Origin of the sequence: Actinophytocola sp. (genome assembly GCF_050699935.1) — a bacterium.
Lineage (GTDB): Bacteria > Actinomycetota > Actinomycetes > Mycobacteriales > Pseudonocardiaceae > Actinophytocola.
In genome coordinates, this window is sequence record NZ_JBOHGB010000115.1 from 1 (window position 1) to 23185 (window position 23185).

General features: G+C 72.8%; 24 protein-coding genes and 1 pseudogene. 15 read left to right on the top strand and 10 right to left on the bottom strand.

Features of this window, described 5'->3' with window-relative positions; genetic code table 11:
* Positions 1-617, bottom strand: a pseudogene (locus ACRDTB_RS28035) (hypothetical protein); the annotation flags it as partial.
* A 132-nt stretch (positions 618-749) separates the two neighbouring features.
* Between ACRDTB_RS28035 and ACRDTB_RS28040 the strand changes: the two are divergent.
* The 4 genes from ACRDTB_RS28040 to ACRDTB_RS28055 are packed head-to-tail and all read left to right on the top strand — an operon-like array spanning position 750 to position 4551.
* A complete protein-coding gene (locus ACRDTB_RS28040; protein WP_431435135.1) occupies positions 750-1523 on the top strand; it encodes an ABC transporter ATP-binding protein in 774 nt (257 codons plus the stop codon).
* A gap of 38 nt (positions 1524-1561) precedes the next feature.
* Positions 1562-2341: an enoyl-CoA hydratase/isomerase family protein gene (locus tag ACRDTB_RS28045; RefSeq protein WP_431435102.1), complete on the top strand. Its 780-nt coding sequence runs from the start codon at positions 1562-1564 to the stop codon at positions 2339-2341.
* Complete coding sequence (locus tag ACRDTB_RS28050) at positions 2331-3332, top strand: class I SAM-dependent methyltransferase (RefSeq protein ID WP_431435104.1); 1002 nt, start codon at positions 2331-2333, stop codon at positions 3330-3332. The genes ACRDTB_RS28045 and ACRDTB_RS28050 overlap by 11 nt, the downstream gene beginning before the upstream one ends.
* Before the next feature lie 58 nt (positions 3333-3390).
* Positions 3391-4551 (top strand): THUMP-like domain-containing protein, encoded by a 1161-nt coding sequence (locus ACRDTB_RS28055; protein ID WP_431435106.1) that lies wholly within the window; start codon positions 3391-3393, stop codon positions 4549-4551.
* A gap of 44 nt (positions 4552-4595) precedes the next feature.
* On the opposite strand, the gene ACRDTB_RS28060 is transcribed toward ACRDTB_RS28055, so the two are convergent.
* Positions 4596-5588: a diguanylate cyclase gene (locus tag ACRDTB_RS28060; RefSeq protein WP_431435107.1), complete on the bottom strand. Its 993-nt coding sequence runs from the start codon at positions 5586-5588 to the stop codon at positions 4596-4598.
* A 175-nt stretch (positions 5589-5763) separates the two neighbouring features.
* On the opposite strand from ACRDTB_RS28060, the gene ACRDTB_RS28065 reads away from it, so the two are divergent.
* The 3 genes from ACRDTB_RS28065 (at position 5764) to ACRDTB_RS28075 (ending at position 8142) form a co-directional block, all read left to right on the top strand.
* Positions 5764-6213 (top strand): helix-turn-helix domain-containing protein, encoded by a 450-nt coding sequence (locus ACRDTB_RS28065; RefSeq protein ID WP_431435108.1) that lies wholly within the window; start codon positions 5764-5766, stop codon positions 6211-6213.
* Positions 6214-6303: 90 nt separating this feature from the next.
* Positions 6304-6858, top strand: coding sequence for a hypothetical protein (locus ACRDTB_RS28070; RefSeq protein ID WP_431435137.1), 555 nt, complete (start codon positions 6304-6306; stop codon positions 6856-6858).
* A 120-nt stretch (positions 6859-6978) separates the two neighbouring features.
* The gene (locus ACRDTB_RS28075) at positions 6979-8142 is read left to right on the top strand and encodes an MAB_1171c family putative transporter (protein WP_431435109.1); all 1164 of its coding nucleotides are present in this window, start codon (positions 6979-6981) and stop codon (positions 8140-8142) included.
* Positions 8143-8149: 7 nt separating this feature from the next.
* On the opposite strand, the gene ACRDTB_RS28080 is transcribed toward ACRDTB_RS28075, so the two are convergent.
* The 3 genes from ACRDTB_RS28080 to ACRDTB_RS28090 all read right to left on the bottom strand — a co-directional run bounded on the left by ACRDTB_RS28080 (position 8150) and on the right by ACRDTB_RS28090 (position 10314).
* Positions 8150-9103, bottom strand: coding sequence for a nucleoside hydrolase (locus tag ACRDTB_RS28080; protein WP_431435110.1), 954 nt, complete (start codon positions 9101-9103; stop codon positions 8150-8152).
* Entirely contained in the window at positions 9100-9528 is a 429-nt protein-coding gene (locus ACRDTB_RS28085) for a hypothetical protein (protein ID WP_431435139.1), read from the bottom strand. The genes ACRDTB_RS28080 and ACRDTB_RS28085 overlap by 4 nt, the downstream gene beginning before the upstream one ends.
* 87 nt (positions 9529-9615) lie before the next feature.
* The gene (locus ACRDTB_RS28090; protein ID WP_431435112.1) at positions 9616-10314 is read right to left on the bottom strand and encodes a low temperature requirement protein A; all 699 of its coding nucleotides are present in this window, start codon (positions 10312-10314) and stop codon (positions 9616-9618) included.
* A gap of 24 nt (positions 10315-10338) precedes the next feature.
* On the opposite strand from ACRDTB_RS28090, the gene ACRDTB_RS28095 reads away from it, so the two are divergent.
* On the top strand, positions 10339-11091 hold the full coding sequence (locus tag ACRDTB_RS28095; RefSeq protein ID WP_431435114.1) for an acyltransferase: 753 nt from the start codon (positions 10339-10341) through the stop codon (positions 11089-11091).
* A 6-nt stretch (positions 11092-11097) separates the two neighbouring features.
* Here ACRDTB_RS28095 and ACRDTB_RS28100 read toward each other — a convergent pair whose 3' ends face one another.
* The 5 genes from ACRDTB_RS28100 to ACRDTB_RS28120 form a co-directional block, all read right to left on the bottom strand.
* Positions 11098-11412, bottom strand: a complete 315-nt coding sequence (locus ACRDTB_RS28100; RefSeq protein WP_431435116.1) for a DUF4288 domain-containing protein — start codon at positions 11410-11412, stop codon at positions 11098-11100.
* 147 nt (positions 11413-11559) lie between these two features.
* Entirely contained in the window at positions 11560-12813 is a 1254-nt protein-coding gene (locus ACRDTB_RS28105; protein WP_431435118.1) for a glycosyltransferase family 4 protein, read from the bottom strand.
* The gene (locus ACRDTB_RS28110) at positions 12801-14312 is read right to left on the bottom strand and encodes a 1,4-alpha-glucan branching protein domain-containing protein (RefSeq protein WP_431435119.1); all 1512 of its coding nucleotides are present in this window, start codon (positions 14310-14312) and stop codon (positions 12801-12803) included. Before ACRDTB_RS28110 ends, ACRDTB_RS28105 begins: the two co-directional genes overlap by 13 nt.
* Entirely contained in the window at positions 14309-15073 is a 765-nt protein-coding gene (locus tag ACRDTB_RS28115; RefSeq protein WP_431435120.1) for a class I SAM-dependent methyltransferase, read from the bottom strand. The genes ACRDTB_RS28110 and ACRDTB_RS28115 overlap by 4 nt, the downstream gene beginning before the upstream one ends.
* 188 nt (positions 15074-15261) lie before the next feature.
* The gene (locus ACRDTB_RS28120; RefSeq protein WP_431435121.1) at positions 15262-16104 is read right to left on the bottom strand and encodes a DegV family protein; all 843 of its coding nucleotides are present in this window, start codon (positions 16102-16104) and stop codon (positions 15262-15264) included.
* A 210-nt stretch (positions 16105-16314) separates the two neighbouring features.
* On the opposite strand from ACRDTB_RS28120, the gene ACRDTB_RS28125 reads away from it, so the two are divergent.
* The 7 genes from ACRDTB_RS28125 to mnmA form a co-directional block, all read left to right on the top strand.
* Complete coding sequence (locus tag ACRDTB_RS28125; protein ID WP_431435122.1) at positions 16315-17100, top strand: electron transfer flavoprotein subunit beta/FixA family protein; 786 nt, start codon at positions 16315-16317, stop codon at positions 17098-17100.
* A 15-nt stretch (positions 17101-17115) separates the two neighbouring features.
* Positions 17116-18084, top strand: coding sequence for an electron transfer flavoprotein subunit alpha/FixB family protein (locus tag ACRDTB_RS28130; RefSeq protein ID WP_431435124.1), 969 nt, complete (start codon positions 17116-17118; stop codon positions 18082-18084).
* 76 nt (positions 18085-18160) lie between these two features.
* Entirely contained in the window at positions 18161-18925 is a 765-nt protein-coding gene (locus tag ACRDTB_RS28135; protein ID WP_431435126.1) for a GNAT family N-acetyltransferase, read from the top strand.
* Complete coding sequence (locus ACRDTB_RS28140; protein ID WP_431435128.1) at positions 18922-19791, top strand: lysophospholipid acyltransferase family protein; 870 nt, start codon at positions 18922-18924, stop codon at positions 19789-19791. The genes ACRDTB_RS28135 and ACRDTB_RS28140 overlap by 4 nt, the downstream gene beginning before the upstream one ends.
* Before the next feature lie 9 nt (positions 19792-19800).
* Positions 19801-20535, top strand: coding sequence for a class I SAM-dependent methyltransferase (locus ACRDTB_RS28145; protein WP_431435130.1), 735 nt, complete (start codon positions 19801-19803; stop codon positions 20533-20535).
* Positions 20536-20723: 188 nt separating this feature from the next.
* Positions 20724-21962, top strand: a complete 1239-nt coding sequence (locus tag ACRDTB_RS28150; RefSeq protein WP_431435132.1) for a cysteine desulfurase family protein — start codon at positions 20724-20726, stop codon at positions 21960-21962.
* A gap of 295 nt (positions 21963-22257) precedes the next feature.
* The coding region (mnmA, locus tag ACRDTB_RS28155) for a tRNA 2-thiouridine(34) synthase MnmA (protein ID WP_431435133.1) at positions 22258-23185 on the top strand (928 nt) is incomplete at its 3' end.

Consider the following 23185-nt stretch of genomic DNA (forward strand, 5'->3'; position numbering starts at 1 on the left):
CACTCCGGCGAGGCCAGGCCGAGCGCGACCGAGCCGGTCCATCCGGTCACCCGTCCCGAGAGCCGCGCCGCGGACTCCGCCGAACCCGTCACCCAACCCCATGCCGAGCCGGAAGCCGAGCCCGGCGGCGAGCCCGACGCCCAAGCCGGCAGCGAGCCCGGACCCGAGCCCGGCCCCCGGCCCGCCGCCGAGCGGACCGCCGCCGCCGCGTGAGCCGCCTGCCGCACGTGGCGTGCCCGCAGCCGGCGCGCCCGCTCCCGTACCCGGTCCAGCTCCTCGACCGCATCCGGGACGAGCCGCCGCGCGACGGCCTCCAACTCGTCGGCCTCTCGCTGGTTCGCCATCAGCCGCGACCGCCACACGGACACCGCCCGCGACGCCGCGCGCAGGGCCGCGACGGCCTCGTCGAGACCACCCGCCAGGCCGGACGCGCCCGAGCGGAACGCGGCCGCCGCCGGCCCACGCCACGCTCCCGGCCGACCCGCCCGCCGCAGCCCGCGGGCCGAGCCGTCGACCACCGACGAGGCGTCGGCGAGCCGGGTCAGGACCGCCTCGGCGTCCGCCGCCGAGCCGGGAGTGGGGTCGAAGCCCAGGCCAGGGAATGTCCGTGTCCACACGACGGCGAGTCAATCCGTGCGGGCCCGGCCGGGGAACCACGGCTGCGCACCGAGGCAAACCGAGGGCACGCCTGCGCAAGGCCTCATGTTGAATAGGACACCGTGACGGAACTGGACGATCTCGTCGTGCACATGTCCGACGTCGGGGTCCGGCGTGGCACCACCCACCTGCTCGCCGGGGTGAACTGGAGCGTCGAGCTGGACGAGCGATGGGTGGTCCTCGGCGCCAACGGGGCGGGCAAGACCACGCTGCTGCGGCTCGCCGCCGCCGAGCTGCACCAGACGACCGGCCAGGTGCATGTCCTCGGCGAGCGGCTCGGCCGGGTGGACGTGTTCGAGCTGCGCACCCGCATCGGCTTCTGCTCCGCGGCCCTGCTCACCCGTGTGCCGCCCCGGGAGACGGTCCTCGACATCGTCGTCAGCGCCGGGTACGCGGTCCTCGGCCGCTGGCGCGAGGACTACGAGCAGGTCGACACCGGCCGCGCCCAGCAGCTGTGCAAGTCCCTCGGCATCGCCCACCTCACCGACCGCGAGTTCGGCACCCTGTCCGAGGGCGAGCGCAAGCGGACGCTGATCGCCCGCGCGCTGATGACAGATCCCGAGATGCTGCTCCTCGACGAGCCCGCCGCCGGCCTCGACCTCGGCGGCCGTGAGGACCTCGTCGCCCGGCTCACCGAGCTCGCCCGCGACCCGGACGCGCCCGCCACGATCCTCGTCACGCACCACGTGGAGGAGATCCCGCCCGGCTTCACCCACCTGTTGCTCCTCTCCGACGGCGGCGTGGTCGCGCAGGGCCTGATCGAGGACACGCTGACCAGCGAGAACCTGTCCGCGACGTTCGGCCAGCGGCTCGAGCTGGACCGCCTCGGCGACCGGTACTTCGCACGTCGCACGGGCGCGGACTAGGTTGTCGCTAGTTGACGCATCGGTAGGGAGGCAGCGACGTGGGTGAGTTCGTCAGGCTCGAGGTCGACGGAGGAATCGGCACCATCCGGCTGGACCGCCCGCCGATGAACGCGCTCAACAAGCAGGTGCAGGACGAGATCCGCGCGGCCGCGCAGGAGGCTACCGGGCGCGACGACGTCCGGGCCGTGATCGTCTACGGCGGCGAGAAGGTGTTCGCGGCCGGCGCGGACATCAAGGAGATGGCCGACATGTCCTATGTGGACATGGCGCGGCGGGCCGGCGCGCTGTCCGCCTCCTTCACCGCGGTCGCCGAGCTTCCCAAGCCGACGATCGCCGCGGTCACCGGCTACGCCCTCGGCGGCGGCTGCGAGCTGGCGCTGTGCTGTGACCGTCGGGTGGCCGGCGACAACGCGCGGCTCGGCCAGCCGGAGATCCTGCTCGGCATCATCCCCGGCGCCGGCGGCACCCAGCGCCTCGCCCGGCTGATCGGGCCCAGCAAGGCGAAGGACATCGTCTACACCGGACGGTTCGTCGAGGCGAACGAGGCGCTCACGATCGGACTGGTGGACGAGGTCACCGCACCCGACGACGTGTACACCGCGGCCAGGCAGTGGGCCGAGCAGTTCGTGAACGGCCCCGCCCGCGCGCTCGCCGGGGCCAAGGCGGCCATCGACGGCGGCCTCGACGGCGACCTGGCGAGCGGGCTGAAGCTCGAGAGCCAGGTGTTCGCCGCGCTGTTCGCGACCGAGGACCAGAAGACCGGCATGCGGTCGTTCATCGAGAACGGGCCGGGGAAGGCGACGTTCAGTGGCAAGTGACCCGGCAAGCGACCCGGCGGGTGACCCGGCAAGCGAACCGGCGGGTCACCCGGCACCGAATCCACACGCGACGCAGGCCGAGGTCGACGCCGCGCGGTCGGATCCCAAGCTGGCCAACGTGCTCTACCACGACTGGGAAGCCGACACCTACGACGAGAAGTGGTCGATCTCCTACGACGAGCGGTGCATCGACTACGCGGTCGGCCGGTTCCGCGCGGTGGCCGGCGACGCGGACTGGCCGTACGAGCGAGCCATGGAGCTCGGCAGCGGCACCGGCTTCTTCCTGCTGAACCTCATGCAGGGCGGGGTGATCAAGCAGGGCTCGGTCACCGACCTGTCGCCCGGCATGGTCCGCGTGGCGCTGCGCAATGCCGAGCACCTCGGGCTGGACGTCGACGGCCGGGTGGCCGACGCCGAGCGGATCCCGTACGACGACGCCACGTTCGACCTCGTCGTCGGGCACGCGGTGCTGCACCACATCCCGGACGTGCCCGCCGCGTTCCGCGAGGTGCTGCGGGTGCTCAAGCCGGGCGGCCGGTTCGTGTTCGCCGGGGAGCCGACGAGGATCGGCGACACCTACGCGCGCCAGCTCGGCCGGCTGACCTGGTGGCTCACCACGAATATCACGAGGGTGCCGGCGCTGTCCGGCTGGCGGCGGCCGCAGGCCGAGCTCGACGAGTCGTCCCGGGCGGCGGCCCTCGAGGCGGACGTCGACCTGCACACGTTCGATCCGACCGCGCTCGAGCGCACCGCACGCGAGGCCGGTGCGGCGGACGTCCGCGCGGTGACCGAGGAGCTGGCGGCCGCGTTGTTCGGCTGGCCCGTGCGCACGTTCGAGGCCGCCGTGCCACCGGAGAAGCTCACGCTGGGCTGGCGGCTGTTCGCGTACCGGGCCTGGCTGCGACTGTCCTGGTTGGACGAGAACGTGCTGCGCAGGATCGCGCCGCGCGACCTTTTCTACAACGTGCTCATCACGGGGACCAAGCCGTGATCATGGTTCGCTCCGCAGGCTCCGCCGTAGTCGTGGTTCGCTCCGCAAGCTCCGCTCGGTGACATACCAGTTCACCCCAGCGGACGTGGCCTACCTGCGCACGGCCACCGAGGCGCTCGCGGAGGTCGACCGGCTGCCGCTGACCGGCGCGAGCTACCTGGCCGACGTGGCTACCGCCCGCGAGCGGCTCGGCGAGCGGGCGGGCGCGATGCTGGAGACCGTCCTGCTGCGCCGCAAGGCGGTGGCCAAGCTGGACGACCCGGCCCGCTGGTTGCTCACCGGCACCGCCCTGCAGCAGGCCACGCCGGTGCCGGTCGCCCGGCTTCGGGCCCGCCGGCTCGCCGGCCGCGACGTGCACGACGTGACCTGCTCGGTCGGCGTCGACCTGGCCGCGCTGGCCGCAACCGCGCACCGGTGCGTCGGCTCGGACCTCGACCCGGTGCGCCTGGCCATGGCCCGGCACAACGTTCCCGCGGCGACGCTGGTCCGGGCCGACGCCCGGCATCCGGTCACCCGCGGCACGGCCGTGTTCGCCGACCCGGGCCGCCGCGACGCCGCCGGCCGCCGCCGCTGGCAGGCGAGCGACTTCCTGCCGCCGCTGGACGAGCTGGCCGCCGCCTACGCCGGTCGGGACCTCGCGGTGAAGTGCGCGCCCGGCATGGACTTCGGACGGCTGCCGCCGGGCGAGGTGGAGCTGGTGTCGCTGGACGGACAGGTGCGCGAGGCGTGTCTGTGGACCGGATCCCTTGCCACGGAAGGCGTCCGGCGGCGCGCCACCGTGCTGCGCGCGGATAGTCCTGAGTGGACGGTCACGGAGGCGGAGCCGGACGAGTGCCCCGTGCGCGAGGTGGGGGAGTGGCTCGTCGACCCGGACGGCGCCGTCGTGCGGGCCGGGCTCGTGCGGCAGTACGCGGCCCGCCACGGCCTGTGGCAGCTGGACGAGCGGATCGCGTACCTGACCGGGGACGCGGCCCCGCCGGGCATCCGGGCGTTCCGGGTGCTCGAGGACGGCCACTACAGCGAGAAGACGCTGCGCCAGCGGCTCCGGCGCCGTGCGGTCGGCCGGCTGGAGATCCTGGTGCGCGGACTGGACGTCGACCCGAACACGTTGCGTCCCAAGCTGAAGCTGCGCGGGCCCAACGAGGCCACAGTGGTGCTCACCCGGGTCGGCCGGACGCCGATGGCCTACGTCTGCGAGGCGGTGCCGTCACTTCCGTGAGCGGGCAGCGGCGAGCGCAATGCCCCTGCGCCGCCGCTACCCACTCACGCCCCTTTCGCGCCTGTGGAGCTGATCTTCCCGACCCATTCGATGGCGGGAAGAAGCCTGTCGAACAACTCGCACGCCGCCGGCGTCAGCGCGCAGGACACGATCTGCTCCCCGGCGCGCTCGCACACCACGAGTCCGTCCCGCTCCAGCCGCTCCAGCGTGCAGTCCGGCGCGCCCTCCGAACTCCGCTGGAGATCCCGGTACGGCAGCGGACCGGAGGACAACGCGGCCAGCACGTCGAGCTCGTGCTCGCCGGGCAGTACCCGCAGCAGCGTACGCAGCTGCTCGCTCAACACGGCCACCTGGTCCGGCATGAGGACGCGGTCGGTCACCAGGCGGACCTCGTCGAGCTGGTGGCGCGGGTGCCGGTTGACTCGTGTGGGATCCGGCGGGCCGGTCAGCGGGTCGGCCGTCACGATGCGGTCGCGCCCGTGTTGTTTCGCCCGCAGCAGAGCCGCGTCCGCCCCTTCGAACAGCGCCAGCAGGTCCTCGCCGCGGCTGTGGTCGCGCGCCGCGAGCCCCACCGACGCGGTGAGCCCGGTGATCGTGATCCGGCCGACGCGTGCCGACGGTGCGGAGACGGCGGCCGCGCGGATCCGAGTGAGGATGCGCGCGGCCACCTTGTCCCCCCGCCCCGGGTCGGTGGCCGGCAGTAGCACGAGGAACTCGTCGCCGCCGTGCCCGCCGTAGCGGCCCACGATGTCCATCTGGCGCACCGCGCCCCGCACGACCGACGCGATCGCCCGCAGCACCGCGTCCCCCGCGAGGTGCCCGTGTGTGTCGTTGATCTCCTTGAACCGATCGAGGTCGAGCATGAGCAACACGGCCGGCTGGTCGTCGACCTGGTCGAGAATCTCTGTCGCCGCCTTGTCCCAGGCCCAGCGGTCGAGCAGGCCCGTCAGCTTGTCCGTGGTGCGGTAACCCAGCGGCTGGCCGCACGTCGCGCAGGCGGTTCCGGGGTGGGTATCGTCCCCGCCGGCGAGCCGCATCGCGGGGACCTCCCGGGATGTTGGACTGCTGTACGACAATCGGATGAGAATCTCTTTCACGTGAGTTGATCCGCTCGCTCTCAGCCTAGACTGGTTGACGGTCGGGTTTCAACTGACGAAAATGACGATACGCAGCAGGAGCATATCTGTGAGTAAAGGGGGCCGGGGAGGCGACATGGTTGAGCGGCGCAGGTCGCTGGCCGACAAGCTGAACCACCTGTTCGCCAACACCACGACGCGAGGCGGTCAGGAGTACAGCAACGAGCAGGTCGCCGCTTCGATCGTGGCCACCGGCGTGACCATCTCGCAGAGCTACATCTGGCAGCTGCGCAAGGGAAAGAAGGACAACCCGACGTTCAAGCACCTCCAGGCGCTCGCCGCGTTCTTCGGGGTGCCCGTCTCCTACTTCTTCGACGACGCGGTGACCGACCGGGTCGACCAGCAGCTCGAGGAGCTCAAGGCAGAGCAGGCCCGGCTGGACAAGATCATGGGCAGCAGCGACGCGCAGCTGATGGCGCTGCGGGCCGGCGAGTTGTCGCCGGCAGGACGGCGGCAGGTGATGGACCTGCTAAACGTGGTCCACCGGCTGGAGCGGGCCGAAAGGGACACTAGGCCGAAGGAGTGAACATCGCGGGGCCGTGACGGCGGTTCTGGGTGTTCTGGAATGCTGCGACCGAACACGAACCTGGGGGTGCGGATCGGGGAGGTGTGCGCAGTGCGGGAGCGGGAGTTGCGCCGGCGCTGCCGGAAGTTGCTCAACGAGCTCGACATCCGCCCACCGCTGGACGTGCGCGAGCTGTGCCGCCGCGTGGGCCAGCAGCGGGGCAAGCCGATCCGTCCCGTCGCACACCCGATCCCGGTACCCGGCCCGTTCGGCGCCTGGATCACCACCGACTCGGCCGACTACATCCTCTACCAGCGCGAGACGTCCAAGGCCCATCAGGGACACATCATCCTGCACGAGCTGGGCCACATCCTGGCGGGCCACCGCAGCGACGAGGACGACGACGCGCTGCTCGGCCAGCTCTACCCGAACGTCGAACCCGATCAGCTTCGCGAGCAGTACCCCGACCTCGAGCCCGGCGCCGTGCGGCGGGCGCTGCGGCGCACCTCGTACGACTCCGACCAGGAGCGTGAGGCGGAGACGGTCGCCACGATCATCCTCGAGTGGGCCTCGGTGCTCGACTCGGTCGGCCCGCCGGCCGACTCCACCGACGCCACGGCCCAGCGGATGGGCACGGCGCTGACCGACCGGCTCGGATGGCTCTGAGTGGGAAGTGACAGAGCCTGGAAGGACGCCTTCCGGACACTGGACGCCAGGAAGGACGCCTTCCGGGCATTGGCGGCCGGCCATGAGCGCCGGGAGTAGCGGAGCGAGTCGGAGGGCACAGTGACCTACACCGGGTTCGACCTCGTCCACGGGATCGCGTCGTTCGGGGCGCTGGCGTGGATGCTCTGGCTGGTCGCCCGCTCGCCGGGGGACGTTCGGCGCTGGGCGGTCGCGGGCCTGCTGGCCGGCTGGTCCATCGCGTACCCGTTCGGCATCGCGGCGAGCAGGGGCGTGGTGTTCCTCGGCGTGGACGCCATGAACTCGCGGTACATCCAGCACGCGCTGCTGCTGGTCGCGGCGTACAGTCTGGTCTGCTTCTTCCAGTTCTCCGCGCTCGAGCCGGCGCTGGCGCGCGGCCGGGCGATCCGGGACGCGATCGTGCTCGGCGTCGCGCTGATGATCGCCACCGTCGCGAACATCGTGATCCCGGCGGATCTGCGGACCCCCGCCGCCACCGTCACGTCGACCCCCGGCGAGGGTCCGGTCGGGGTGGCCAGCATCGCGATCTTCTACATCGCGGCCAACAGCTACCTGCTGTACGCGTTCGCGGCGGCGGGCTTGTGGACGAGCCGCTACGCGCGCGGCGCGGAGCCCCGGCTGCGGCGCGGGTTGCGAATCGCGACGTTCGGCCTCGCGTCGATCTCGTTGGCGGGGGCCACCTTCGTGGCGTCGAACATCAGCCGGTGGGCCGGCACGCCCGCGCCGCCGCCGGTCATCATCACGAGCGTCTTCCTGCTGCTGCTCGGGATCGTGCTGTTCGTGGTGGGCCTGGCGTACCCGACGGTGAAGACCTGGACGGCCGCGCTGCGTGTGTGGCTCCGGCACCGCCGCGCCCACCGCCGACTGCGTCCACTATGGACGGTACTGAACGAGCAGTTCCCGCAGGACGCGCTGAGCCGGGTGCCGACGAGCCCGTGGCGGGACGCCCTGCAGCTGCGCAGCGTGCACCGCCGCTACTACCGCCGCGTCATCGAGTGCCGCGACGGGCTCGTGCGGATCAGCCCGTACCTGGCGAACCTGGGCGCGGACCCGGCCGAGTTGGCCGACCCGGAACGCCTGGCCCGCCAGCTCTCCGACGCACTGCGTGCGCACGCGGCCGGCGAAACCGTGCCCACGCAGGCGATCCCGATCGCGCTACCGGCGGAGGACAGCCTGGATGCCGACGTGGACCGCCTGATCGAGCTGTCCCGGGCCGTGGAGCGCGCCAGCCTGGTCAAGGTCTGACCCCGGGTCAGGAGCCGAGGCGGGCCAGGAGGAAGGCGCGGACCGCGTCCAGGTCGGCGTCGGTCGCCACCGCCACCTCCCGGCCACCGTCCGAACCGGATCGTTCGCGGGCGGCGGTGCCGCGGCGGTCGGCGATCACCATGCCCCGGCTCGGCCCGTGCCCGCACTCGACCTCCAGCGGCAGCGACGTCGGGGTGAGCAGGCCCGGGTGGACCGCCTCCGTCATCGCGACCGCGTCGTGGATCACCGTGCCGTCCCGGCCCAGGGCCCGCGAGTAGTGCTCCCGGTACGTCGAGGTCAGCTCCACCAGCAGCCGCCCGCGCGGGCCGCTCGCGGCGAGCTTGTCCAGCCACTCGGCGTCGACGGCGCACCGGTGGGTCAGGTCCATCGGCACCAGCACGGTCGGCACCTCCTCCTCGACCAGCACCCGCCGCGCCGCCTCGGGGTCGCTCCAGATGTTGAACTCCGCGGTCGCGGTGACGTTCCCGCCGTCGAGGGCGCCACCCATGATCACGATCCGGGCGATCTTCGTGCGGACCGCCGGGTGGGCGGCCAGCAGCAGCGCGATGTTCGTCAGCGGTCCGATGGGGACGATCGTCACCGGCTCGGCCGCCTGCTCCAGCAGCGACGCCATCAGCGACACCGCGTCGGTCCCGGCCACGCCGGTTCGGCGCTCCGGCAACAGGTTCGACCGGTCCGACAGCCCGTCGTCGCCGTGCACGTGGCGTGCCCGGTGGGGGTGCGGGTACACCAGCGGCCGGTCCGCGCCCGCGGCCACCGGCACGTCCTCCCGGCCGTACAACGCCAGCACGCGCAGGGCGTTGCGGGTCGTCATCGCCAGCCCGACGTTGCCGAACACGGTCGTCACGCCCAGCAGGTCCACCTCGGGGCTCGAGCACGCGAGCGCGATGGCGAAGGCGTCGTCCACCCCGGGGTCGGTGTCGATGATCAGCGCGGTCATGGCCCAGACGTTACTGCCCCGCGCAGGTTCAACCCCTGCCCGAAGCATGCCGCGAGCAGCACGAACCCGACCACCGCCGCGGGCAGCAGCGGCCCGAGCACCCCGGCCACGAGCGGCAGCGCGAGCGCGGCCACCGTCACCGGCCAGCGCCGGGTCGCGCGGCTGAGCAGGGAGATCATGAGCAGGAAGGCGGCCACGCCCGCGCACAGCAGCCACCGCGTCGTGCCCGTCAGGTGCTCGGCCGGCGCACCGGCCACCGAGCCCAGCCCGGCGGCGATCGTGGTGATCGCCGCGATCACTACGAAGTGCGCCGGCAGCAACACCGCCGGCGGGTACGGGTGCGCCTGCGCGAACGCGTACCGCACGTTCAGCGCCCACCGCATGACGACCAGACCGAACCCGCTCACCACCGCGAGCAGCAGCAGCCAGCCCTCGCCGCCGCCCGGGCCGCCAGTCGTCGATGCCCGCCCACGCGCCGACCAGCTGCAGCATCGCCTCGCCGAGCACGATGATCACGAGCAGCCCGAGCCGCTCCCCGAGGTGCGCGGTGTCCACCTGGGCGACCTCCACCCGGGGAACCCGCGGCGACCGCTCCGCCTCGCCGCCGGGTTCACGGGCCCGCCGGCGCCGCTGGTCGCGCGTCCGCCCGCGCGAGCCTCTCGTTGAGCTGCGCGACGAGCTCGTCGGCGTCGCCGCGGCTGAACAGCACGCTGGACCACAGGGTCATCGCCAGGCCCAGCAGGGACAGCCGCCACCCACGGTCCTCGATCCAGAACGAGACGATCCACGGCAGCAGCCCGGCGTTGCGCGTCGCCGCGCCCCAGGACAGCAGGACCCGGCGGGAGAGGGTGAACGCACCGTTGCCGAGGGTGCTGGAGAACAGGTACGCGGCGGGCGAACAGGTCGGCCCGCTCGGTCAGCACCTCAGGAATGCTCGCGGCCAGCACCGCGAAGCCGGCCATGCCGAGGAACACCGTCGGCACTCGGACCCGGTCGGCGACGACGTTCGCGTACAGCATGAACGTGGTCCACACGAGCCAGATCGCCAGGTACAGCGCGAAGAACGTGACGATGTCCAGCGCGCCCGGTGCGTGGTGCGCGTCCCCGTGCAGGAGGTGGGCGAGCTGACTGACCGCGACCACCACGACGAGGTCGAAGAACAGCTCCAGCCAGCTGGCGTGCCGGTCGGCGGGCTCCGGGCCCTGCGCCATGCGCTCACGGTACGGTCGGCTGCTATGACGTCGATGTGGGGCGCGCCGGTCACCGACCGGATCCGCGGCTGGCGGCGGTCCCGGCGCGACCCGGACCAGGCGCGGTTCCTCACGATGGACTCGCTGCGCTGGGTGATCCGCCACCGGGCGTGGACGCCCTGGTACCTCGTCCGCTACTGGCGGCTGCTGAGGTTCCGGCTCGCCAACCCGCACATCGTGTTGCGCGGCATGGTGTTCCTCGGCAAGGACCTCGACGTGCACTGCCGCCCCGGCTACGGCCGCATGGAGATCGGCCGGTGGGTGCACATCGGTGACGGCAACGCGATCCGCTGCCACGAGGGGTCGCTGCGCATCGGCGACAAGGCGGTGTTCGGACGGCAGAACGTGCTCAACTGCTACCTGGACATCGAGCTCGGCGACGCCGCGCTCGTGGCCGACTGGGTCTACATCTGCGACTTCGACCACGTGACGACGGACATCAACCTGCCGATCAAGGACCAGGGCATCGTCAAGGCGCCGGTACGGATCGGCCCGGACACGTGGCTGTGCACGAAGGTGACGATCACGAAGGGCACCCGCATCGGCCGCGGCGCGGTGATCGGCGCGCACGCCGTGGTGAAGGACGACGTGCCCGACTACGCGGTGGCGGCCGGCATCCCTGCGAAGATCGTGCGCGACCGCCGGGCCACGTACGAGGCGGATGCCGCCCGCCGGGCCGCGGTCGCGGACATGTCCCGCAAGGCCGCGGCGGCGTTGAAGAAGACGCTCGGCGGCTAGGACGCCCTAGCTCGCGAGCGGCTCGACGGCGAGGTAGGCCCGGTAGTCGCGGAAGTGTCGCGTGTAGACCTCCGCGCCGTCGCCGAGTGGGTCGCCGACCTCCACCAGGTCCACCAGGTGGCGGAAGCTCCACGTGATCGTGTCGCCGTCCTCGTCGTGGTAGCTGGTCTCCCGCGCCTCCGCGTGCGCGCGTGCCCGCTCGGCGGCCTGTTCGGCCGTGTCGGCGGCGAGGAGCGTGACGGTCTCCTCGAACAGCGGCTCGTGCCCCCGGCGCGAGCTGGCCGCCTCGTACACCAGCACCGCGGCGAACATCCTGCTCATGATCATCCCCCGATCCGGTCTCGGGGACGACGGTAGTTCCGGCGACCACCGGCGGCCATCCGGAATCCCCCCGAGATCAACGAGGACTCTAGTGGCGGACGGCGTCCCGTGTACCCGACTTTCAGCTGATCTTCAGCCGCGGAGGGCTCAGTCACGGAAGGCGTTGCCCGTGGCGATCTTGGGACGGCCGAGCACCGGATGGTCGCGCACGGTCGCCGACCGGTACACCGTGACCGTCGCCTCCGCGATGCCCGTCCAGTCGAACTCCGTGGCCAGGCGGGCCTTCGCGGCCTTCGCCCGGCGCGCCGCGGCCGCCGGGTCGGCCAGCACCGCGCGCACGCCCGCGACGATGCCGTCCACGTCGCCCGGCTCCACCGACAGGCCCGTCTCGCCGTCCACCACCAGCTCCGCCAAGCCCCCCGCCGTCGAGGCCACGAGCGGCGCCCCGGCCGCGGCCGCCTCCAGCGCCACGATGCCGAACGGCTCGTATCGGCTGGGCAGCACCACCACGTCGGCGGCCGCGAGGCACGCCACCAGCGACCGGTCCGGCAGGTGCCCCACGAAGTCCACCGACCGCCGTACCCGCAGCTTCCGTGCCTGCTCGACGAGCGCGGTCGCCTGCACCCCCCGGCCCGCGACGACCAGCCGCGTGCCCGGGTGCGCCCGCCGCAGCCGGGGGAGGGCGGCGAGCAGGTCCTGCACGCCCTTCTCCCACTCCAGCCGGCCGAAGTAGACGACCAGCGGGGTGCCGGCCGGGCTGTGGCGCATGCGGGTCGCCCGCACCTCGGCGGCCGGGACCCGCCAGCCGCGCGGCTCGATCCCGTTGTGGATCACGGCGATCTCGTCCGGCTCGACCTCGAACAGGTGCGCCACCTCGGCCCGCATCGCCGACGAGCACGTGATCAGCGCGTCCGCCCGGTTCGCCAGCCACCACTCGGCGGAGTGCACCTGCTGGTTCAGCCGCTGCGAGAGCCAGCCGCTGTGCCGGCCCGCCTCGGTCGCGTGGATCGTCGCCACCAGCGGCACGCCCGCGTGCTCGGCGAGCGTGATCGCCGGGTGGGTGACCAGCCAGTCGTGTGCGTGCACCACGTCCGGCCGCCACCCGGACAGCACCGTGAGGCCGGTGCGGATCATGCCGTGGCCCATCGCGAGCGTCCACGCCACGAGGTCCTTCTCGAACAGCAGGTGCGTCGGGTCCTCGGCCACCCGGACCACCCGCACGCCCTCGACCACCGTGTCGGCGGTCGGGTGCGTGAGCGCGTCGGTGCCCGCCTCGTGCCGGCACAGCACGACGACGTCGTGGCCGAGCGCGGACAGGTGCCGCGCCAGCGCGTGCACGTGCCGGCCCAGCCCGCCGACCACCACGGGTGGATACTCCCATGACAGCATCAGGATCCGCATGCGAGCCCCCGCGCGTCCAGGTGACCGAACGGCCCGTCCTCGGCCCGCACCTCCTCGGCCCGTGCCCGGACCCGGTCGAGCCGGCCCGAGCGCACCAGGCCGGCCAGCTCGCCGAACCGGTCGGCGTGCACCTTCGCCCGGCGGCGCGCGTAGTCGGCCGCCGAGTCCTTGGTGACCATGAACGCCCAGTCGCTCGACAGGCACAGCAGCGCCTCGCGCACGAGCTGGTCCCGTGCCGGATCCCGGAACGCCGGGTCCTGCGCCGGCAGTGCGAGCAGCTCGTCCTGGACCGCCGCGCCCAGCGCGACCAGCTCCGACACCTGCTCGCCGTCCCACACCCGCCAGTCCTTGCCCGAGCCCCATGACGAGGCCGGCAGGTCCACCGGCGCGCCGACGTGTCCGGCCTCGATCGCGCCGCGCAGCGTCGTGACCCGCACGCCCGCGTCCGGCAGCGCGCGCAGCACGGCCTCGAGCCACGCCGGCCCCTCGTGCCACCAGTGGCCGAACAGCTCGGTGTCGTATGCGGCGACCACGAAACCCGGCCGCCCGTGCCGCTCCCGCAGCGACCGCAGCCGGGCGAGCACGGTGGCCACGAAGTCCTCGGCGTGCCGGGCCACCGCCGCGGCCGCGAGCGCCGGGTCGTATGGCCGCTTGCGCTCGGGCGGCACGTGCTTTCCGGTGACCCGGGCGGGTTTCAGCCCGCTGGGGTGGTCGAACGTGTGGAAGTCGCGGTACGCGGGGTCGCCCGGGTAGCCGGCCTTCGGCGACCAGACCCGGTAGGTGACCTCCAGGTCCCGGCCGAAGCAGACCACGTCGGAGTCGCCGACCGGGCGGGCCGCGTGGGTGTCGCCGCGCAGGGCCGGACCGTCCACGAGGAACCGCCGCACGCCCGCGGCCGCGTAGTCGCGCTCCATGCCCGGCGCGTAGCCACACTCCGGCGCCCAGATCCCGCGCGGCGCGTGGCCCACCCGCAGCGCGGTGTCCGTGAGTCCTGTGTGGAGGGTGAACCGGCGGACCGGGTCACGCAGCAGCGGCTGGAACGGGTGGGTCGCCGGCCCGCCGAGCAGCTCGACGACGCCGCCGTCCACGAGCGGGCGCAGCACGGGGGAGAACCCGTGCCGCCAGCGGCTCTCGAACTCGGCGAGCGCGGTCCCGGCGGCCTGGTGCTCGGCGGCCGCGAGGTCACGCAGCAGCGGGTCGTCGCCGCGCCACCGGCTCGCCGCGTACCGGGCACGCAGCTGCCAGTTGCCGAGCCAGTCGTGGCAGGCGCGCAGCGCGTAGGGGTCGTCCAGCTGGGCGGCGAGCACCGGGGTGACGCCGAGCGTGAGCAGGTCGGTCCGCCCCTCGGCGCCGAGCCGGCGGAGAAGGTCGACGACCGGCAGGTAGGAGTGCGCCCAGGCCTGGTAGAGCCATTCCTCACCGACCGGCCAGGCTCCGTGGTGGGACAGCCAGGGCAGGTGGCTGTGCAGCACCAGGCAGAACGAGCCCTCGGCCGTCATGGGCGCTCCGCCACGGCCACGATGTCCAAACAGGACTCCAGGTTCTCGGTGCCCAGGACGAAGTCGGCCGCGGTCACGCTCTCGACCGCAGCGCGCAGATCCTCGGGCCAGGGCGCGCCGGCGACCGCGACCCGCACCTGCGCGTCGATCAGCGACCCGCCGAACGCCGCGTCGAGCTCGCGTAGCCGCGGCCCGTGGGCGAGCCCGGCCAGGTACTCGACGGCGAACCCGGCGCCGGTCAGCAGCGCGTCGAGCTCGGACGGCGCGAGCTCGCGGGTGTGGAACGGGTTCAGCGGCGTGTCCCGGCCGGGGGAGAACGTGATCCGGTTCGGCGTGGTGACGAGCAGCCGCCCGCCCGGCCGCAGTACCCGCGAGCACTCCCGCAGGAACCCGGCCTGGTCCCACAGGTGCTCGATGACCTGCAGGTTGGCCACGACGTCCACAGTGGACTCTTGCAGCGGCAGCGCGGCCAGGTTGCCCCGCACGGCCCGCACCGCGGGGTAGGCGGCGCCCACGTGGGCGGCGGTCAGCGGGTCGTAGTCGAGCCCGGCCACGAGCCGCGCGTCCCGGGCCAGCAGGACCGCCCCGTACCCCTCACCGCATCCGGCCTCGAGCACGACGGCGTCCCGGCAATACGGCCGCAACGCGAGGTATGCGGCCTCGTGGCGCCGGAACCAGTAGTTCTCCTCGGCGATCCCGGGCACGGTCCGCTCCCCGGTGAGGGGCAGCGCGCTCTCTCGACCAGCGGTGATGTCCGTCAAGCGCTCCGCCTCCCGCCGTCTGCGTGATGCCCGCCTCCGGTCCGACCGCCCAGAACTTACCCGTCGGTATCGTCGCGTGCCGGTCAGGTCGGCAGGGCACCGTCGAGGATGCCCGGAAGGCGTCCTTCAGGCCGCTCGGCGACAGGAAGGCGTCCTTCCAAGCATCCGGCACCCCACGGGCGGCCCGGTCAGGTGGGGGAGATCGTGATGCCTACCGCGCCCGGCCCGACGTGCACGCCGATCGTGGAGCTCACTTCGGTGAAGGTGATCTCGCGGGCCTTCGGGATGCGCGGGCGCAGGCGGGAGAGCACGCGGTCCGCCCGGGCCGGCGCGCCGAAGTGCTCGATCGCGATGTCCACCTGCCGGCTGCCGGCCGTGCGGACCGCGGCCTCGACGAGGCGGCGCAGCGCGCGCTCGGCACCCAGCACCCGCTCCAGCGGCGCCACCTGACCGTTGACCATGGTCAACAGCGGCTTGAGTGCCAGCGCGCTCCCGAGCATGGCGGTCGCCGCGCCGATCCGCCCGCCCCTGCGCAGGTACTCCAGCGTGTCGACGTAGATCAGCTCCGCGGAGTGCTCCAGCCGGCGGGCCAGGGAATCCATTACCCGGCGCGCGCCACCGCCCGCGCCGGCCACGCGGGCCGCCGCCAGCACGGCGTAGCCCAGGCTCATCCCGGCCGTGTTCGAGTCGACGACGTGCACCGGCACGGGCGAGCGCGCGGCCGCCGTCTCCGCGACCTCCACGGTCTTCGACTGCTTGCCCGAGATGTGCACGGACACGATCTCGTCGGCCCCGCGGTTGGCGAGATCCTGGTACGCCCAGGCGAACCCGGCCGGGTCGGGCGGCGCGGTGGTGACTTCGAGGTTCCTCTCCAGCGCCTTGACCAGGACGTCCTTGGGGACCGCGGGCTCGGCGCGCAGCAGCTCGCCGATCTGGATCTGCGTTGGCACCACGGTGATTCCCCACTGCATGGCGACGGCGGGCGGGACGCTCGAGGTGGAGTCTGTAACCAGACCAACACGGCCGGACATGAAGGGATGCTAGCTAATCCATTCGGGTGAGTGGGGTCACCTCGGCCAATGATCTGGATCGGCTTCCCACTAAGCTACTGATTAGTAACATGCGGGTGGTCAAACACACCGTGCCAAAGCCACGGCCCGCGTGGCAAGGTCGGGCCAGGCTCGTATTCTTTTCCTCGCGCAAGCCGGATGGGCTCGTCATCGGGAGGTCGGAGCAGTCCCATGCCAAACATCGTCGTGTTGGTGAAACAAGTGCCGGACACCTATTCGGAGCGCAAGCTGCGCGAAGGGGACCACACCCTGGACCGGGACTCCGCCGACGCGGTGCTCGACGAGATCAACGAGCGCGCCATCGAGGAGGCGCTCCAGATCAAGGAGGCACATGACGGCGAGGTGACCGTCGTGTCCGTCGGTCCCGACCGGGCGACCGACGCCATCCGCAAGGCGCTCTCGATGGGCGCCGACAAGGCGATCCACGTCGTCGACGACGCGCTGCACGGCGCCGACATGCCGCAGACCGCCAAGGTTCTGGCCAAGGCGATCCGCACCGTCGAGGGCGTCGACCTGGTCATCGCCGGCAACCAGGCGAGCGACGGCTCCGGCGGCGCGATCCCCGCGATGGTCGCCGAGCTGCTGGGCTACCCCCAGCTCACCCACGCCCGCGAGGTCATCGTCGAGGGCTCGACGATCAAGGTCACCCGGGAGACCGAGGAGGGCCGGACCCACCTCGAGGCGAACCTGCCCGCGGTGGTCAGCGTCGGCGAGAAGATCAACGAGCCGCGGTACCCGTCGTTCAAGGGGATCATGGCCGCCAAGAAGAAGCCGGTCGAGACGCTCGGCGTCGACGACCTCGGCATCGACGCGGGCGAGGTGGGCCTCGCCAACGCGTGGTCCACGGTCGCCGAGGCGTCGCCGAAGCCGCCGCGCGAGGCCGGCCAGCGCGTCGAGGACGACGGCGACGGCGGTGTCAAGATCTCCGAGTACCTGGTCGCCCAGAAACTGATCTGAGAGAGGGGAAGCCAAATGGCCGAGGTTTTGGTCCTCGTCGATCAGCTGGACGGCGAGATCAAGAAGGTCACCTACGAGCTGCTCACCGCCGCTCGCGCGCTCGGCGAGCCGAGTGCCGTCGTGGTCGGCGCTCCCGGCACCGCGGGCAAGCTGAAGGAGTCGCTCGCCTCGTACGGCGCCGAGAAGGTCTACGTCGCCGAGTCCGACGACGCCGCCGGCTACCTCGTCACCCCGAAGGTCGACGTGCTCGCCGCGCTGGTCGAGCGGACCTCCCCGGCGGCCGTGCTCGTGGCGGCCGGCGCGGAGGGCAAGGAGGTGTCGGGCCGGCTCGCGGTGCGCATCGGCGGCGGTCTGCTCGTCGACGTCGTCGACCTCGAGGGCTCCGGCGGTGACGTCACCGCGACGCAGTCCGTCTTCGGTGGCGCGTTCGTCGTGAAGTCCAAGGTCGCCAAGGGAACCCCGGTGATCTCCGTCCGCCCCGGCGGGCTCGAGGCCGAGCAGGCGCAGGGCGCGGCGGTCGAGGAGACCGTCGAGGTCCCGGCCGTCGACCCGGCCCGGTCGGCGAGGATCACCGGCCGCGAGCCGGTGGTCGGCGGCGACCGCCCGGAGCTGACCGAGGCGTCCGTGGTGGTCTCCGGCGGGCGCGGGGTGGGCAGCGCGGAGAGCTTCGAGGTCGTGGAGAAGCTGGCCGACGCGCTCGGTGCGGCCGTCGGCGCGTCGCGTGCCGCGGTCGACTCCGGCTACTACCCGGCGCAGTTCCAGGTGGGGCAGACCGGCAAGACCGTGTCGCCGCAGCTGTACATCGCGCTCGGCATCTCCGGGGCCATCCAGCACCGCGCCGGCATGCAGACGTCGAAGACGATCATCGCGGTTAACAAGGACCCGGAGGCGCCGATCTTCGAGATCGCCGACTTCGGTGTGGTGGGTGACCTGTTCAAGGTCGCGCCGCAGCTCACCGAGGAAGCCGAGAAGCGCAAGGGCTGAAACTTCACCTGGGCGCCATCGAAGGGTCATGTCCGCCCGCCAGCGAGGTTTGCCGGCGGCCGCGTACACCTGAGGCATGACGCAGGCCCAACTGCTCGTCAGCACCACGGGTGACGGAACCACGCGGCCCCGGTACTCCCTGCTGGTCGCCCGAGACGGCGAGGAAGTCCTTGCCGCGCAACGACTTCGGTATCGGGTGTTCGCGGGGGAGCTGGGCGCGACGTTGCGCACGCCCACTCCCGGCATGGACGTCGACGCGTTCGACGAGCACTGCGACCACCTGGTCGTGCGTGACGACACGACCGGCGAGATCGTCGGCTGCTACCGGATGCTGCCGCCGGAGCGGGTCGCGGCGGCCGGGATGCTGTACTCGGAGACCGAGTTCGACCTGAGATCCCTCGACGGAGTGCGCGGCGCGCTCGTCGAGACCGGCCGCTCCTGCGTGCACCCCGGCCACCGGACCGGCGCGGTGGTGAGCCTCGTGTGGGCCGGCATCGCGCGGTACCTGCTGCTGTCCGGGCACCGATGGCTCGCCGGCTGCGCGTCGGTCCCGCTGGCCGACGGCGGTGCGCTCGCCGCGGGCGTGTGGCGGACCGTGCGGGACGGGCACCTCGCACCGCCGGAGTACCGCGTACGGCCGCTGCGCCCCTGGGAGTCCACTGTGGAGGCTCCGGCTCGGGTCGTGCTGCCGCCGCTGCTCAAGGGCTACCTGCGGCTCGGCGCCTGGGTGTGCGGCCCGCCCGCGCACGACGCGGACTTCGGCGTGGCCGACCTGTTCGTCCTGCTGGGACTCGAGCACGTCGACCAGCGCTACCTCGGGTACTTCCTGGGTTCGTCGTGAGGCATGCCTGGTTCCCGGCTTCGCCGTGCGGGCCGGGGTGCCTCGCCGGCCTGGAGCCGGTCGTCGGGCGGTCGCGGCGGTGGTGGCGGCTGACCGCCGCGGCGCTGGTCGTCCTGGCGGCCCTGCTGGCGCTGCTCGTGCTGCCGGTGGCCGGGTCACGGGGTCGCGAGTGGATCGTGCGGGTGGTGTTCCGCTCGATGTTGCGTGCCATGGGGATCCGGCTGCGGGTGTCCGGTGGGGACGGTCTGGCGGCGCGCGGGCGTGGCGTGCTCGTGGTGAACAACCACACCTCCTGGCTGGACGTCGTCGCCGTGCACGCGGTGCGCCCGATGCGTGCGGTGGCCAAGCGGGACATCGCGTCGTGGCCGGTGCTCGGGCCGCTGGTGTCCGCGGCCGGGTCGGTGTACGTGGACCGCGACGGGCTGCGCTCGCTGCCGGACACCGTCTCCCGGCTCGCCGGCGTGCTGCGCGGCGGCTCGATGGTGAACGTGACGCCCGAGGGCACGACGTGGTGCGGGCTGGCCCACGGGCGGTTCCGGCCGGCCGTGTTCCAGGCGGCGATCGACGGCGGCGTACCGGTGCTGCCGGTCGCGTTGCGGTTCCGCACGGCGGACGGTGCGGTCACGACGGCCCCGTCGTTCGTCGGCGACGAGACGATCGTCGACTCGGTCCGCCGGGTGGCCGCACTGCGCGGGCTGGTGCTCGAGGTCCACGTGCTCCCCGAGATCGCCCCGGGCCGCGCCGCGGACCGCCGCGAGCTGGCGGCGCTGGCCGAGGCGGCGGTCGACACGGTGCTGCGGCCCGCGCCGGCCGAACACCGGCGACGCACCGCGCGAGCAGCGGAAACGGTGCCGCTGGGGGAGTAAAATGGCTTGGTGCAACGGAATATTCGCTCTGTCGACGACGTGCTGCTGATGCTCGACCGCCTGTTCGCGCGCGACGCGGACCGGTGGAGCGCGGACGGCGGCGACTGGTGGGACGAGTTCTACGCCGACCGGGACCGCGACGTTCCGTTCTTCGTGGCCAAGCCGGACGAGAACCTCGTCGATTACCTCGAACGCGGGCCGCTGTGTCCGGGGCGCGCGCTCGACCTCGGCTGCGGACCCGGCCGCAACGCCGTGCACCTCGCCGCCGCGGGTTTCGCCGTGGACGCCGTCGACCTCTCGGCGACGGCCGTCGAGTGGGGCCGGGAACGTGCGCGCGACGCGGGCGTCGAGGTCCGCTTCCGGTGCGGGGACGCCTTCGCCGGCGACCCGGCGACCGAGCCGGCCGGCCCGTACGACCTGGTCTACGACTCCGGCTGCCTGCACCACCTGCCGCCGCACCGGCGGGTCGGCTACCTCGCGCTGCTCGACCGCTGCCTCGCGCCCGGCGGACACTTCGCCGTCACGTGCTTCGCGGCCGGTTCGATGGGCTCGGAGGTCCCCGACGCCGACCTCTACCGCGAGGGCGGTCTCGGCGGCGGGCTCGCGTTCACGCCGGAGTCGCTGCGCTGGATCTTCGCCGACCTCACGGAGGTCGAGCTGCGCCGGATGCGCGACGAGCCACCGGGGTCCGGCCGGTTCGGCGAGCCCTTCCTCTGGACGGCCCTGTTCCGCCGCGACGGCTGACGTCCCCAAGCCCGGTTCGGCGGCGTGATGCTCACCACGTTGGCGGCCACGGCCGACCCGACCGCCGTGATCGTGCCGCTCAACGTGCTGATGGGGGCCGCCAGCGCTGCCCGGTGCCGTCGTGTGCCGCTTCGCGCGGGTCACTTCATGACCGTTTTCGGTCGGGCGAGGACTACTCTTGCCACGTAATGACCTACCTCGACCATGCGTCCACGACGCCGATGCTGCCCGAGGCGGTAGCGGCGATGACGGCCCACCTGACCGAAGCGTTGCCCGCCCGGGGTAATGCCTCCTCGCTGCACACCTCAGGTCGCCGCGCGCGGCGCATGGTGGAGGAGGCGCGCGAGGAGATCGCCGCGGCGCTGGGCGCGCGGCCGTCGGAGGTGATCTTCACCGGCGGCGGCACGGAGAGCGACAACCTGGCGGTCAAGGGAATCTACTGGGCGCGGCACGCGGCGGACCCGCGGCGGCGGAGGATCCTGGTGTCCGCCGTCGAACACCACGCCGTGCTGGACGCGGTCGAGTGGCTCGGCGAGCACGACGGCGCCGAGGTCACGCTGCTCGAGGTCGACGCGTTCGGCCGGGTGCACGAGGACACGCTGCGCGCCGCCATCGCCGGTGACCCGGACTCGGTCGCGCTGGTCACCGTGATGTGGGCGAACAACGAGGTCGGCACCGTGAACCCGGTCCGCGAGCTCGCCGCCTGCTGCGCGGAGCACGGCATCCCGTTCCACACCGACGCCGTGCAGGCGGTCGGCGCGGTCCCGGTCGACTTCGCCGCGTCCGGGGCGAGCGCCCTCACCCTCACCGGGCACAAGATCGGCGGCCCCTACGGCGTCGGCGTGCTGCTGCTCGGCCGCGACGTGGCGTGCACGCCCGTGCTGCACGGTGGTGGGCAGGAGCGCGAGGTCCGCTCGGGCACCCTGGACGTGCCGGGGATCGGGGCGATGGCGGTGGCCGTGCGTGCCGCGGTCGACAATCGCGCGGCGCGAGTCGGGCACCTGGCCGGGCTGCGCGACGATCTCGTGGCCGCGGTCCTGTCCGCGGTGCCGGACGTGGTGCTCAACGGCGACCCCGGCGAGTCCGATGTGGACGGTGGGCCGTCGCGGCTGCCGGGCAACGCGCACTTCACCTTCCCCGGCTGTGCGGGTGACAGCCTGCTGATGCTGCTCGACGCACGCGGCATCGAGTGCTCCACCGGCTCGGCCTGCACCGCGGGAGTGGCGCAGCCGAGCCATGTCCTGCTCGCGATGGACGTCGAGCCCACGCTCGCCCGCGGCTCGCTGCGCTTCTCGTTGGGCCACACGTCCACGCCCGCGGACGTCCGCGCGGTCGCCGACGCGATCGGCCCGGTCGTGGAGCGGGCTCGCAACGCCGGCCTCGTGGGCCTGCGCCGCTCGGCCAGCCAGCCGCAGCTGGAGGTCTAGAAGTGGCCCGTGATTCTTCTCGCAAGGTTTCCGACCAACCAACGGAACCTCAGGGGACCGTGACGCAACCCAGCCACAAGCACGTGGCCAACCGCACCATTCGCCGGAACGCAACCAACACTTTGAATTCCGGCCGCCGGTGGAGGTCTAAAGCCGTGTCCCGTGGTTCATCGTGCGAGGTCTTGAACCAACCAGCGGAACCTCAGGGGACCGTGACGGCAACCAGCCACAATCAACCTCCTCACCGCACGATTCGCCGGAACGCAACCAACACTTTGAATTCCGGGGAGGCGGGATGAGGGTGCTCGCGGCGATGAGTGGCGGGGTGGACTCCGCGGTGGCGGCCGCCCGCGCGGTGGCGGCCGGGCACGACGTGACCGGCGTGCACCTGGCCCTGTCCGCACGGCCCGGCACGCTGCGCACCGGCGCCCGCGGCTGTTGCACGGTCGAGGACAGCCACGACGCCCGCCGGGCCGCCGACATCCTCGGCATCCCGTTCTACGTCTGGGACTTCGCCGAGCGGTTCACCGAGGACGTCGTCGAGGACTTCGTCGCCGAGTACGCCGCCGGCCGCACCCCGAACCCGTGCCTGAAGTGCAACGAGCGGATCAAGTTCGCCGCCCTGCTGGACAAGGCGGTCGCGCTCGGCTTCGACGCGGTGTGCACCGGCCACTACGCCCGCCTGTCCGTTGTGGACGGTCAGGTCACGTTGCGCCGCAGTGCCGACCACGGCAAGGACCAGTCCTACGTGCTCGCCTCGCTGACCGCCGGCCAGCTGCGGCACGCGATGTTCCCGCTCGGCGGCTCGGTCAAGGCCGGCGTACGGGCCGAGGCGGCCGAGCGCGGGCTCGCGGTCGCGGAGAAGCCGGACAGCCACGACATCTGCTTCATCCCCGACGGCGACACCCGTGCGTTCCTGAACCGGCAGCTGGGCGAGCGCCCCGGGTCACTCGTCGACGACGAGACCGGCGCGCTGCTCGGCGCGCACTCCGGCGTGCACGGGTTCACCGTCGGCCAGCGGCACGGCCTTGGCCTGCGGGTACCCGCCGCGGACGGCCGGCCCCGCTACGTGCTCTCGCTCGAGCCGGTGTCCGGGTCGGTGCGCGTCGGCCCGGCGGAGCGGCTCGCCGTGCGCGAGATCGTCGGCCGCCGCCCGGTGTGGCCGTCCGGCTCGGCGTTCACGGGCGAGCTGGACTGCGTGGCGCAGGTCCGCGCGCACGGTG